At 52.2% G+C, this 13,036-nt stretch carries 10 protein-coding genes; 7 read left to right on the forward strand and 3 right to left on the reverse strand.

Going from position 1 to position 13,036, the window contains the following annotated elements; all coding sequences use genetic code 11:
- Window positions 1-354: 354 nt before the first annotated feature.
- On the reverse strand, window positions 355-2,004 hold the full coding sequence (gene pgi, locus OGV85_RS07430; protein ID WP_003031668.1) for a glucose-6-phosphate isomerase: 1,650 nt from the start codon (window positions 2,002-2,004) through the stop codon (window positions 355-357).
- Window positions 2,005-2,318: 314 nt separating this feature from the next.
- Here pgi and lysC point away from each other — a divergent pair, with 314 nt between their 5' ends.
- On the forward strand, window positions 2,319-3,668 hold the full coding sequence (gene lysC, locus OGV85_RS07435; protein ID WP_003031667.1) for a lysine-sensitive aspartokinase 3: 1,350 nt from the start codon (window positions 2,319-2,321) through the stop codon (window positions 3,666-3,668).
- Window positions 3,669-3,710: 42 nt separating this feature from the next.
- Here lysC and OGV85_RS07440 read toward each other — a convergent pair whose 3' ends face one another.
- Window positions 3,711-4,496 (reverse strand): nucleotidyltransferase domain-containing protein, encoded by a 786-nt coding sequence (locus tag OGV85_RS07440; protein WP_060854507.1) that lies wholly within the window; start codon window positions 4,494-4,496, stop codon window positions 3,711-3,713.
- 5 nt (window positions 4,497-4,501) lie between these two features.
- Complete coding sequence (locus OGV85_RS07445) at window positions 4,502-5,629, reverse strand: slipin family protein (RefSeq protein ID WP_032948302.1); 1,128 nt, start codon at window positions 5,627-5,629, stop codon at window positions 4,502-4,504.
- 448 nt (window positions 5,630-6,077) lie between these two features.
- On the opposite strand from OGV85_RS07445, the gene rtcR reads away from it, so the two are divergent.
- The 6 genes from rtcR to OGV85_RS07475 all read left to right on the forward strand — a co-directional run bounded on the left by rtcR (window position 6,078) and on the right by OGV85_RS07475 (window position 13,032).
- The gene (rtcR, locus tag OGV85_RS07450; protein ID WP_048220013.1) at window positions 6,078-7,658 is read left to right on the forward strand and encodes an RNA repair transcriptional activator RtcR; all 1,581 of its coding nucleotides are present in this window, start codon (window positions 6,078-6,080) and stop codon (window positions 7,656-7,658) included.
- 111 nt (window positions 7,659-7,769) lie between these two features.
- Entirely contained in the window at window positions 7,770-8,702 is a 933-nt protein-coding gene (gene panS, locus OGV85_RS07455) for a ketopantoate/pantoate/pantothenate transporter PanS (protein WP_061547492.1), read from the forward strand.
- 256 nt (window positions 8,703-8,958) lie between these two features.
- Complete coding sequence (locus tag OGV85_RS07460; protein WP_044702274.1) at window positions 8,959-10,545, forward strand: PTS sugar transporter; 1,587 nt, start codon at window positions 8,959-8,961, stop codon at window positions 10,543-10,545.
- 27 nt (window positions 10,546-10,572) lie between these two features.
- On the forward strand, window positions 10,573-11,412 hold the full coding sequence (locus OGV85_RS07465) for a beta/alpha barrel domain-containing protein (RefSeq protein ID WP_044702272.1): 840 nt from the start codon (window positions 10,573-10,575) through the stop codon (window positions 11,410-11,412).
- 17 nt (window positions 11,413-11,429) lie between these two features.
- Window positions 11,430-12,287: a Cof-type HAD-IIB family hydrolase gene (locus OGV85_RS07470; RefSeq protein ID WP_044702271.1), complete on the forward strand. Its 858-nt coding sequence runs from the start codon at window positions 11,430-11,432 to the stop codon at window positions 12,285-12,287.
- Window positions 12,274-13,032 (forward strand): DeoR/GlpR family DNA-binding transcription regulator, encoded by a 759-nt coding sequence (locus OGV85_RS07475; protein ID WP_005132777.1) that lies wholly within the window; start codon window positions 12,274-12,276, stop codon window positions 13,030-13,032. Before OGV85_RS07470 ends, OGV85_RS07475 begins: the two co-directional genes overlap by 14 nt.
- The last annotated feature ends 4 nt before the right edge of the window (window positions 13,033-13,036 follow it).

Consider the following 13,036-nt stretch of genomic DNA (forward strand, 5'->3'; position numbering starts at 1 on the left):
CACAAGCGAAGTTTGTAAATTAGGTCGAGAGGGAATTTAGGACAATTAGATAACGAGAGAAAATATGATTAACAACAAATAATAAAAACAACTTAATTCAAAGAGTTAAAATATAATAATAAAAACACAATACCCGGTAAATCTGAAAATATCAGAAACAGGATAACGTTGAATAAATTATTTTAGGATTAAGCTCAATTAAAGGGTGAAGTAAAAACGTAGATATCCTGGAGTAATCTTATAAAAAAGCCGATATTAATATCGGCTTTTTTATTTCATTAATGCCGGATGGCGGCGAAACGCCTTATCCGGCCTACAGGATATGTGCCTGTAGGCCGGATAAGCGCAGCGCCATTAGGCGCGCCAGGCTTTGTAACGGTTAATCAACCCATTAGTAGAAACATCATGGGAAGAAACAGTTTTATCATCGTTCAGCTCTGGCAGAATGCGGTTCGCCAGCTGTTTGCCCAGCTCAACGCCCCACTGGTCAAAGGTGAAGATGTTCAGGATCGCGCCCTGAGTGAAGATTTTGTGTTCGTACAGCGCAATCAGCGCACCCAGGCTGAACGGCGTGATTTCGCGCAGCAGAATGGAGTTCGTTGGACGGTTACCTTCGAACACTTTGAACGGCACAACGTGCTCAAGCGTAGCCGGATCTTTACCCTGGTCGCGATATTCCTGCTCAACCACTTCACGAGATTTACCAAAAGCCAGCGCTTCGGTTTGCGCGAAGAAATTAGACAGCAGTTTCGGATGGTGATCCGACAGCGGATTGTGGGTGATTGCCGGCGCGATGAAATCGCACGGCACCATTTTGGTACCCTGGTGGATCAGCTGGTAGAACGCATGCTGGCCGTTAGTACCCGGCTCACCCCAGATGATTGGGCCAGTCTGGTAATCCACCGCATTGCCGTTACGGTCAACGTATTTACCGTTGGATTCCATGTTGCCCTGCTGGAAGTAGGCCGCGAAACGGTGCATATACTGGTCATACGGCAGAATCGCTTCGGTTTCGGCACCGAAGAAGTTGTTGTACCAGATACCGATCAGCGCCAGCAGCACCGGCAGGTTTTTCTCAGCCGGGGTGGTGGAGAAGTGTTTGTCCATCGCATGTGCGCCGGAGAGCAGCTCAACAAAATTGTCGAAGCCTACGGACAGGATGATGGACAGACCGATTGCAGACCACAGGGAGTAACGACCGCCAACCCAGTCCCAGAACTCGAACATATTGGCAGTATCAATACCAAACTCGCCAACCGCTTTACCGTTAGTGGAAAGCGCTGCGAAGTGTTTGGCTACGTGCTTGTTGTCGCCAGCGGTCGCCAGGAACCAGTCGCGCGCGCTGTGGGCGTTGGTCATGGTTTCCTGGGTGGTGAAGGTTTTGGAAGCGACCAGGAACAGCGTGGTTTCCGGGTTCACTTTTTTCAGCACTTCGGCGATGTGCGTACCATCGACGTTCGACACAAAGTGCATGTTCAGGTGATTTTTATACGGACGCAGCGCTTCGGTCACCATGAACGGGCCAAGGTCAGAACCGCCGATACCGATGTTTACTACATCAGTGATGGCTTTGCCGGTATAGCCTTTCCAGCTTCCGGAGATGATCGCTTCAGAGAAAGATTTCATCTTCTCCAGTACCGCATTCACTTCCGGCATCACATCTTTGCCGTCAACGATGATCGGCGTATTGCTACGGTTACGCAGCGCCACGTGCAGCACGGCACGGTCTTCAGTACGGTTGATTTTCTCACCGGAGAACATGGACTTGATGGCACCCGCCAAATCGGTTTCTTTCGCCAGATCCTGCAGTTTAGCCAGCGTCTCTTCAGTGATGCGGTTTTTGGAAAAATCCACCAGCATCAGATCGTCAAACGTCGCGGAAAATTTAGTGAAACGATCGCTATCTTTCGCGAAAAGATCCGCGATAGTAACGTCTTTCATTTCTTCAAAGTGTTTTTGTAGTGCCTGCCAGGCTGAGGTCTGCGTTGGATTGATGTTTTTCATTAGCAATACTCTTCTGATTTTGAGAATTGTGACTGAGATCGATTGTAACGCCAGTCACAGAAAAGTGTGATTGTTTTAATGCCATTGCCAGGGCATCCGCCAAACGTGGCTAAAAAGTATAGCGGTTATCAGCGTTGTTATTAGTACCGTTACTCAACGCAGTTGCAGCATGAAAAATCCGCATAATCCCAGCGTTGACAGTGCAAGCTACACATTTTATTTATAAATACGGTATTTGCATTTGCGCCTGCACCGGTTTTCGTTCTGCCTTATGTGCCATGGTCGCTCTATTCATTCCCTGACACGAGGTAGTTATGACTGATGTAGTTGTCTCCAAGTTTGGTGGTACCAGCGTGGCGGATTTTGATGCCATGAATCGCAGCGCTGATGTCGTGCTTTCTGATGCTAACGTCCGTGTGGTGGTACTTTCCGCTTCTGCGGGAATCACCAACCTGCTGGTCGCACTGGCTGAAGGGCTGGAGCCAACCGCGCGCTTCGAAAAACTCGATGCCATTCGTCAAATTCAGTTCAACATTCTGGAACGCCTGCGTTATCCAAACGTGATCCGTGAAGAGATCGAACGTCTGCTGGAAAACATCACCACACTGGCAGAAGCGGCGTCACTGGCGACCTCAACCGCGCTGACCGACGAACTGGTCAGCCACGGTGAACTGATGTCTACCCTGCTGTTCGTCGAGATCCTGCGTGAACGCAACGTGCAAGCGCAGTGGTTTGACGTGCGTAAAGTGATGCGCACTAACGATCGTTTTGGTCGTGCAGAACCCGACGTCACGGCGCTGGCTGAACTGGCAACGCTCCAGTTGGCCCCGCGTCTGAGCGAAGGTCTGGTGATTACTCAGGGCTTTATCGGCAGTGAAGGCAAGGGCCGCACCACCACGCTGGGACGCGGCGGCAGCGATTATACCGCCGCCTTACTGGCAGAAGCCCTACACGCAACGCGCGTTGATATCTGGACCGACGTTCCCGGCATTTACACGACCGATCCGCGCGTGGTTCCGGCTGCGCAGCGTATTGATGAAATTGCCTTTGAAGAGGCCGCGGAAATGGCGACCTTTGGCGCGAAAGTGCTGCACCCGGCAACCCTGTTGCCAGCCGTACGTAGCGATATTCCGGTATTTGTGGGCTCCAGTAAGGATCCAAAAGCAGGCGGTACGCTGGTATGTAATAAAACCGCGAATCCACCGCTGTTCCGGGCGCTGGCATTACGCCGTAAGCAGACGCTGCTGACACTGCATAGCCTGAATATGCTGCACTCTCGCGGCTTTTTGGCGGAAGTGTTCGGCATCCTGGCACGCCACAATATCTCGGTCGATTTAATTACCACATCCGAAGTCAGCGTGGCGCTGACGCTGGATACCACTGGTTCAACGTCCACCGGCGATACACTGTTAACACAGTCTCTGCTGATGGAACTGTCTGCCCTGTGTCGGGTTGAAGTGGAAGAAGGCCTGGCGCTGGTGGCGTTGATTGGCAATGACCTGTCCAAAGCCTGTGGCGTGGGTAAAGAGGTGTTCGGCGTACTGGAGCCATTCAACATTCGAATGATTTGCTACGGCGCGTCCAGCCATAACCTGTGCTTCCTGGTACCCGGTACTGAAGCCGAGCAGGTTGTACAGAAGCTACACCATAACTTGTTTGAATAAGTAGACGTCAACGCCCGATGGTTCTTAGGCCATCGGGCATTTTCACCGCATCACCGTTTCATATAACAATCTGTCCAGCTCCCTGACATCGCCTTCCCGGCAATCCGGTAACGCCGGTGGAATCTCTCCTCTTTCCAGCTCGGCGCGGATAAACGCATGCAACAGTGGACGACGCGGGCCGTACTCCGCTTCACCCGCACACTGCTTGCGCTCCAACAGCTCATCAATTTCATGACGCAATGGCGCATCCAGTTCACTTCCCGCCAGCAGGTCGGCAAAACGCATCGGCGGTACGCCCTTGCCCGCTTCCACCCAACGCACCGCCAACAGGGGTCGCAGAACGTAGAAGTACTTCTTCAATCGCACGTCGTCACCCTGCAAATAACCACGGAAGTTTTTCCGCGCCATCGAGTAGTAGTGCCAGCGGGCACGTAGCGGAGAAAACCATTTGGGCACCAGCGCTTTCAGCGCCGAAACGGTCACGTCATCCTGCTGATAGACCACCGGCGAATCCAGCCACTCGATAAGCGTCGGGTTTGCGCCTTTGAGTAACCCCAGCGCCTTGCGCCATTCCCAGCCGCACACGTCCAGCTCATCATCTATCGGCAGCTCAATAACATCGCGTGGCGCTTCGATCCGCAGATACCATTCAGGGGGATGAACATAGAGAAATCGCACGTCGTAGTCGCTGTCCGGCGAGGCAAATCCCCAGCCACGGCTGCCGGATTCACAGGCATACAGCACCCTGACGCCATAGCGCTGCTCAACCTCTTTTAGCTGGCGCAATACACGTTCGCGCATTGCGCCGTCCACTGTGTTGTCGCTCATTATTCTTATCCTTTTATGTTCACAAGACCGTGCAGCACCTGGTCCAGGCCCCCGAACACCGAGATTTTATCGATGCGCTCAGCAACTCTTTCGAGGGTTTCCAGCTCTTTTAAGCGCAGTGCTACCGGGTTGTTTTCCATCACTTTTGCCGTATTTAACAGCGAGCGCGTGGCGGCAGTCTCTTCACGACGTCGGATCACGTTGGCCTGGGCGGATTTTTCCGCTTCAACCAGTTGCGACAAAATAGCCTTCATATCGCCGGGCAGGACAATATCCTTCACCCCCAGTGAAGCCACTTCGATACCAAACGGCGTCATGCGGGCTTTCACCTGCGCGCTCACTACTTCATCGATCACCTGCTTATCTTCCAGTAATTCGTCCAGTGTGCGCGTTCCCACCGCTTCACGCAGCGCAAACTGCAACTCACGGTAAAGGTGATCCAGCGGTTTAGTCAGTTGACCAAATGCCAGCAGCACATCGCTATAACGCCAGTTCGCCGCCAGGTTTAAACGCAGGTTGACCTTATCTTTGGTCAGGATCTCCTGACCGCCAACCTCCAGCACCTGCAAACGGGTATCCACCACTTCCGCTTCAATCAGATGGTTTACCTTCCAGTATGCTGTTAGCCCCGGCAGCAACAGCGCCTGAGTTTCACCATCAATTTTCAGCACACCGACGTGCCACGCCGGAACCTGCACCGTTAAGATTGCTTCGCGACCTTTCACCGCACCGCTGCGACGGGGCTGTAATACTGCATTCATGACGTCCGTTGGCACCTGAACCTCGCGCGTATCCATACGTACCAGCGTTAACGCTTCGTCGGCTCTCCAGTACAGACGGCGCGATGCCGGTGGCAGGATCTCCTGCAAAACGCCGTTGATATACAGCGCCGCGGCTTCGGTATCCGTTGTATCCGCGACCAGGCAGAAACGCGCCACCCACTCGGGCTGAAAGCGGCGTAAATACTCCGCTAATGCCTGCGGTACTTCGCCGCCATCCCTGTTGACGATCAGCACTTCCGGGGTGTTAAACCACGGTAAACGATGCTGACCCGCTTCCAACACCTGATAGTAATCACCCTCGCGGGATAAAAGACCTAACTGCGCTTTTTGAATAGTGATTTTCTTAGCCATTGTATATTCCTTAATATCGTTCAGGCGCGGGTGCAGGGGCGAAGCGACAGGGGAATTCCCTTTTGCCTGTCACACGGCATCTTTACCGGCAGCCTGTTCTGGAGCGTGCTAACTGCACATCACTCCGCTTTATTTCTATGATTAACAACCAGTTTTCATTCGGGGATGAAATTGGGAATCGAACCCACTGTGTGTCATCGGCTGACGGAACACTCCCGGAAAACAGCCTGTGCCGTTCCTGACGTGCCGGCGGGGTTTAACCCCCTGCGCTTTCAGCGTGATTGACGCAAGTGTTATTGCCAGAAGCGTGCCAGGAATTAAAAAAGGCATATTTAATTGTTAATGAATTGATTTTTATAATTTTAATTATTAACGCCAATAATGGCGGTTGTCTCGACGGGTTAATTTTTTTATCTTTTATTCTCTTATTTATCTTTTTGGATAAACCATGAAAAAACGGCGGGTAGTGATTGGCGTACTGGGAACGGTGCTCGATAAGCGCGGCAAGCGGGCCAATCGGTTTAAGAAGTGGCGACCCACGGTTGGGCTATGCCAACAACCCGATTTCCCTGTCGACAGGCTGGAACTCCTCCACCAGCCACGCGATGAGAGCATGGCGCAACGGTTGATTGAAGACGTCGCGCTGCTTTCGCCGCACACCCAGGTTCGCCCGCATGCCGTCACCATTAACGATCCGTGGGACTTTGAAGAGGTCTACGCCGCGTTTCTCGACTTTGCCACGCATTATGAATTTGATACGGAAAACGAAGAGTATCTGGTGCACATCACCACCGGCACTCACGTGGCACAAATCTGCTGGTTTTTGCTGACGGAAGCCCGCTACCTGCCCGCCAGCCTGCTGCAAACCAGCCCGGCGCCACGCGGTTCATCAGATGAGGCCGTCGCCGCTGGCGTCTGCTCGGTTATCGATCTCGATTTAAGCCGCTACGCCACGCTCACCAGCCGTTTTCAGCGCGAACAGCAGCAGTCAGTCTCTTTTCTGAAAGCCGGGATTGATACGCACAACGCCACCTTCAATAAACTGATCGATCGCATTGAGCGGGTCGCTCTGCGTTCGACCGACCCGATCCTGCTCACCGGCCCTACCGGCGCGGGCAAATCCTTCCTCGCGAAACGCATTTTCCAGCTACGCCAGTCGCGGCATCTGGTAGCGGGAAAACTGGTGGCGGTTAACTGCGCGACCCTGCGCGGCGACAATGCGATGTCCACGCTGTTCGGTCACGTGAAGGGAGCCTTTACCGGTGCGCTCACGGCGCGTAGCGGATTACTGCGAGAGGCCGATGGCGGCGTGCTGTTTCTCGATGAGATCGCCGAATTAGGGCTGGATGAGCAGGCCATGCTGCTAAAAGCGATTGAAGAAAAAACCTTTTTCCCGTTTGGGTCAGACAAAGAAGTACGCAGCGATTTTCAGCTGATTGCCGGCACCCATCGCGACATGCGGCAATGGGTATCTGAAGGCCGTTTTCGCGAGGATCTCTACGCGCGTATCAATATGTGGAGCTTCGCTCTGCCCGGTCTGGCGCAGCGGCGGGAAGATATAGCGCCGAACGTCGAGTATGAGCTGCAACGTTTCTCCAGCAGCAAACAGACGCAAATCCGTTTCGATAAAGAAGCCCGCGCTTCCTATCTGGCATTTGCCTGCTCCCCACAGGCGCAATGGCGCGGCAACTTTCGCGAGCTAAGTTCATCCATCGCGCGCATGGCGACCCTTGCCGAACAAGGTCGCATCACCTTATCCCTTGTCGAAGAAGAGATTGCGCTGCTAAAGGAGAGTTGGCAGATAGCAACTCCGCAGCCTGAACTGAATATGGACATTGACCTGTTCGATCGCCGCCAGTTAGAAACGGTACTGGAAGTGTGCCGCCGCTGCGCGTCGCTGTCGGAAGCCGGACGCGAGCTTTTTGCCGTCTCGCGGCAGAAAAAAGCCAATCCTAACGATGCAGACCGCCTGCGAAAATATCTCGCTCGTTTCGGGCTGAGCTGGGAAAACATTCACTGCGGAACATAAACATAATTTGTTTGAATAATATTCCATCACGCGATAAACCATAACTATGGTCGGGCTCGATCCCGGCTTTTTTATAACAACACAACACATTTCAATCGCAAGGAATACAACATGCTCGCTACTCTCACGCGGCTGTTCCCGTTATGGGCGCTGCTGCTCTCTGTTATTGCGTATTACACACCCTCCACCTTTACGCCTGTCGGGCCATTCGTGCCGTCGTTACTGATGCTGATTATGTTCGGTATGGGCGTGCACCTGAAGGTGGATGACTTTAAACGCGTACTCTCACGCCCGGCCCCGGTCGCGGCGGGTATTTTCCTGCACTATCTGGTGATGCCGCTCGCCGCATGGATTTTGGCGCTGGCTTTTAATATGCCGCCGGAATTGTCCGCAGGTATGGTGCTGGTCGGTAGCGTGGCCAGCGGAACGGCATCTAACGTAATGATCTACCTGGCGAAAGGCGATGTGGCGCTCTCCGTGACGATTTCATCGGTTTCAACGCTGGTCGGTGTTGTCGCCACGCCGCTGCTCACCCGTCTTTACGTCGACGCGCATATCCAGGTGGATGTGATGGGTATGCTGCTGAGTATTCTGCAGATCGTGGTTATTCCGATTGCTTTGGGTCTGGTCATTCACCATCTGTTCCCACGCGTCGTGAAAGCCGTAGAACCGTATCTGCCCGCGTTTTCTATGGTGTGCATCCTGGCGATTATCAGCGCTGTTGTGGCAGGTTCTGCGTCGCACATAGCGTCAGTCGGCTTTGTGGTAATTATCGCCGTTATTCTGCATAACACCATTGGCCTGCTTGGCGGCTACTGGGGCGGGAAACTGTTCGGCTTTGATGAATCCACCTGCCGCACACTGGCGATTGAAGTCGGCATGCAAAACTCCGGCCTCGCCGCTGCGCTGGGCAAAATCTACTTCGGTCCGCTCGCCGCTCTGCCCGGCGCGCTATTTTCCGTCTGGCACAACCTTTCTGGTTCGCTACTGGCGGGTTACTTTACTGGTCCGGGAAGGCGATTGAAGAGAAACCGCACGCAGTAAAACAACACTGATCTCTATAAAATGGAGGAGGCATCCTCCATTTCTCCCTATCTGCATTTGAACCTCATCACAAAACAACAAACATCAACATAAAACAAAATAATTATTTAATTGTTATATTTCAATTGCATATATAAAAAAATACAGTTTAAAACTCAAATAAACCCACTTCATAGATGTTGATTTGGTTTGTTTTAATTGGGAATATGCTGTCACTACAACACAGATAAACCCTTACCCTATCTTCGAGGCCGCTATGAAAAAAATTGCGATTATTGGAAGCAGTGGAGGCAACCTCTACAACCTGGGTGGCGCAGAGCCAGAGAAGTTACTCCAGGAAATCTATCAGCAGTGCGAAGCCGCAGGTGTGGAAGTTGCCGCCGTGCAGTTTATCGCGGCGGAAGCTTCGATGGATGTAGCCAAACCCCACACACCGGCATCCGTGTATGCATTAACCACAGAAAACCAACAAAAACCACAAAGGATATTTCAGGGCAAACTTTCAGAGGTGAACGCATCGGTGGTCGAAAGCGATCGCCAGATTGCTGAGATGATCCGTAGCGGCGCGATCGACGGAATCGTTGTGATGAGCGCCGATCCGGGAAAAGCGAACCACGAAGTCTTCACCGCCGCCGTTGAAATGAAAACGCCGATCGTTGGCACCGGCGGAACGTCAATGGCGCTGGTGGCTGCAAAAGGGGCAAATATTGTCGCTACCTCTGGTACGACCGGCACCACCAGCCGAACCCGCGCAGTCTCTTTCGTGGCGTCTCTGTGTAAACACTGGGGCATTAAGTACAAGCCGCAGTTGGGTAACGCTTCACCCTCCCAGGGTGGCTCCGGAAAGAGCCTGCTCAAACGCTTTAACATTCGCAGCATTATGATCCCTGCGCTGCCTGGCTTTATCGCGATGGCGATTGTTCTCGCCCTGAGCCACATCCCGGGTCTGGAAAAACTTAACGATATTTTTGAAATCCTGCTGAAAGGCCTGCCGGTATTGGTTGCCGTGCTGGCGGCAAAACAGATTTCTGAGCTGGATGAAGTCTCAATCGTTGCCGGGGTCGTCGCCGGGGTGCTGTCCGTCGAGGGGGGCCTGATTGGCGGGATCATCGGTGGTTTGATGGCCGGGATTTTCGTTCGTTGGCTGTTTGAATTATGCCTGAACTGGCGCTTTCCGATGACCACCGTCAACATCGTTGCCGGTGGGATTTCAGGTCTTGCCGCTGGGTTGATCATGCACTATCTATTGAGTCCGCTGGCGTTGTCAGCAGGTAATTACATCAAACTGGCTATCGAAAGCACCCTGGCTTTCAGTCCTGTTCTTGCCGGACTGCTGGCAGGGCTGGTTATCTGGCCAGCCATCCTGGGCGGTGTCTATCATGCGGTCATCCTGCCGCTGGTTCTGCTGGAGATGGAAAAATCCGGCGTAAGCTTCCTCGGCGCAGTCGATATGGTGGGTCTGGTGATGGTTGCCGCAGGGATTAACCTTGCCAACGTTATCGCCCCTCGTGAAAAAAGTGAAGCCGCCGTCGCCACACCGGGGCTGCTTATAAACCTGGGTTTCGGAACCTTCGTGGAATCTGCCTACCCCTTCATGTTCGCCAACAAAATTGTCTTTGGCTCCGCCATTTTCTGGGCCGGAATGGGCGGCATGATGCTGGGCTTCTTTAACGTTAAAGGCGTGGCCTATGTTCCCGCTTTTGCCTCGCCGTTCTTGTCCAGCAATGCGCTTCAGATGGCCATCGTGATGATCACAACAATGGCGATGACCTGTATTACCACCATTATTGCTAACCGTTTTAAGGCTGTCGTACAGAGCGAACCTGCAGCGTCAGCCCGTTAATTAATGCACCAACACCAGAGGTACACCATGTTTAAAGGCGATATGAATAAAAAACGCGCCAAAGCGTTACAGAAAGTGAAAGACGCCATTGCGCTCCACGGCGGACAAACCATCCTCAGTACCGGGATCACTGGCGACGATGCGCGTCTGGCGAAAGCGGTGTGTGAGGCAGGCGTTAAGCTGCTGGAACCAAACCACCCAGCACTGGCGCTGGCGCGTGGACACAAAGGCGTGAGCAATATGCATGCAGCGGAGCAGATCCGCCATGAAATCACCAACGGGCAAATGGCTGAAGCGGTACACGGCGTGCGTAACGTGGTTCCTGACGATATTTTCATTACCGTGGGTATTGCGGGAGGTTTTACCGAAACCTTGCCCGTGCCGCTCAGTGACACTGAGATTCTGGAGATTGCCCGTGCCGGAGCCGATGGTTTGCACACGCATAAATCCGACTGGGACGATCTGCAGGATATCGTTAATCTCGCCCATCAATATGGTCTGACCGTTGACGCCTATATTGGTCACCCGGACGATCTGCATACTTTCGGTATTCCTGCGCGCACGCCGGAAGAGGTTTCCAGCGTGGCGAAGCGGATGCAGGAAATTGGCGTCGATATGATCGGCTTGATGACCGGTATGAGCTATGAAGGCGTAGCCGCAGGCGACATTCCACAGGCCATTAAAGAAAGGCTGCGAGCGCTGGTTGGCGCGGTTGATGTACCGACGCTGGCAGAAGGCGGTATTAACCTCGCCAACGCCAAAGCGTTTAAAGATACCGGGGTCAATATTCTGGTCGTCGGTACGGCAATCGACAATATGGTCTGCAACGCCGCCAAAGAGGCCGTCACGCCGTTTATTGCTCAGTAAACGCAGAGGAAAGAGAAATGTTGCTGGTGACCGATCTGGATGGAACGTTACTGACATCGCAGAAAACAATCAGCCCGCGCACGCGTCAGGCGCTGGTTGAGTTCCGCCAGCGTGGCGGTCTGCTGGCAGCCTGTTCCGCCAGGCCGGTCTCCTCTATGGTGCGCCTGTTACAACAGCAACAGGTAGATAAATTGTTTGCCTGGTGCGCCGGTTTTAATGGCGGGCAAATTCTGGAGATGACGTCGCAGCATATGATTCATACTGCGACACTCTCTTGCATGGCTCTCCGGGAGATTGACCAATCTCTTTCCTGCTACCCCCATCATTTTTTTAGCGCCGATGCTATTTATCATCGTGATGACCGACTCGTGGCACCATGGACGACTTATGAGGCCAACTTATTTGAGCTACCCTTTATTTCGGCAGCGCCTGAATATATTTTTAATCAGCATGACATTTATAAGATCACATTAGTGGCAGAACAATCAAAAGTAAATGCATTATGTACGGCAATGAATAATGAATTACCCTATGGTTATATGGCGACAATCACCGGAGGGAATTATATTGACATCCAACGTACTGAAATAAACAAAGGCTATGCTATAAACATGTTAAGGCAACAGCTAAATATAGCGACCGAACAGGTTACGGCGATTGGCGATCAGCAGAACGATATCAGTATGTTTACCGCTGCGAACATCGGTATCGCCATGGGCAATGCGCCTGATGCAGTAAAACAACACGCCAGCTATGTAACGGCCTCTAATGATGATGAAGGTATTGTCTGTGCACTGGAGTGGTTGCGTTGCTTTGCGCATCCAGTTACCATGCGCCAAAGCACGACATTGGCGGAAAATAATGAACCCGATTAAAAGAAGAAAACATATTCTTGATGAATTAAATAAGTTCGGTGAAGTCACAGTCATCAAATTATCGGAAACGCTAAAAGTTACATCAGAGACCATTCGCCGTGACCTCTCGATACTGGAGTCCGAAGGACAAATTACCAAAATCCATGGCGGGGCTGTCAAAAAACAGGTCGTTCAGGAAGATGAGTTCGGCGCGCGGATTGATATACACCGTGATGAAAAAATGGCAATTGGTAAAATTGCCGCCACGATGGTTAGCGAACGCGATACGCTGTTTATTGACTCCTGTACGACTAACTTAATTCTTGCTGAACTATTACCCCCACTCGCTTATTCTGTTATTACCAACTCAGCGTTAATTGCGGATAAAATTAAAGAGCATAATCTTCAGGCCCGCGTTTACGTCTTAGGCGGTGAATATGACTACCATTTTCGCGCCAATCTCGGTGTCTCGGTTTGTCAGCAAATTAACGCCATTCACGCCGATATCTGCTTTATTGGCGCAGGTGGAATTTCGCCTCAGCATGGAGTGCTGGTAAAAAGTTTTGATGAGGCGTACGTGGCGAAGTCCATGATTGCCATGAGCAAAAAAGCGGTAATTCTCGCCGACCATACCAAATTTGGTCAGGATGGGGTGATGTGTATCGCCACGTTAAAAGAAATCGATAGCATCATCACGGATAAAGGATTCAAAACAACGGGTTATACCCAGCAGGACTTTGGCGGAAAATTGCGTATTGCCTATTGAGCGC

The sequence above is a fragment of the Citrobacter sp. Cf132 genome, assembly GCF_030333885.1.
Taxonomy (GTDB): domain Bacteria; phylum Pseudomonadota; class Gammaproteobacteria; order Enterobacterales; family Enterobacteriaceae; genus Citrobacter; species Citrobacter freundii.

Coding starts and splice junctions, on each gene's coding strand:
- pgi (WP_003031668.1), bottom strand. CDS start 2,004: ATGAAAAACATCAATCCAACGCAGACCTCAGCCTGGCAGGCACTACAA.
- lysC (WP_003031667.1), top strand. CDS start 2,319: ATGACTGATGTAGTTGTCTCCAAGTTTGGTGGTACCAGCGTGGCGGAT.
- OGV85_RS07440 (WP_060854507.1), bottom strand. CDS start 4,496: ATGAGCGACAACACAGTGGACGGCGCAATGCGCGAACGTGTATTGCGC.
- OGV85_RS07445 (WP_032948302.1), bottom strand. CDS start 5,629: ATGGCTAAGAAAATCACTATTCAAAAAGCGCAGTTAGGTCTTTTATCC.
- rtcR (WP_048220013.1), top strand. CDS start 6,078: ATGAAAAAACGGCGGGTAGTGATTGGCGTACTGGGAACGGTGCTCGAT.
- panS (WP_061547492.1), top strand. CDS start 7,770: ATGCTCGCTACTCTCACGCGGCTGTTCCCGTTATGGGCGCTGCTGCTC.
- OGV85_RS07460 (WP_044702274.1), top strand. CDS start 8,959: ATGAAAAAAATTGCGATTATTGGAAGCAGTGGAGGCAACCTCTACAAC.
- OGV85_RS07465 (WP_044702272.1), top strand. CDS start 10,573: ATGTTTAAAGGCGATATGAATAAAAAACGCGCCAAAGCGTTACAGAAA.
- OGV85_RS07470 (WP_044702271.1), top strand. CDS start 11,430: ATGTTGCTGGTGACCGATCTGGATGGAACGTTACTGACATCGCAGAAA.
- OGV85_RS07475 (WP_005132777.1), top strand. CDS start 12,274: ATGAACCCGATTAAAAGAAGAAAACATATTCTTGATGAATTAAATAAG.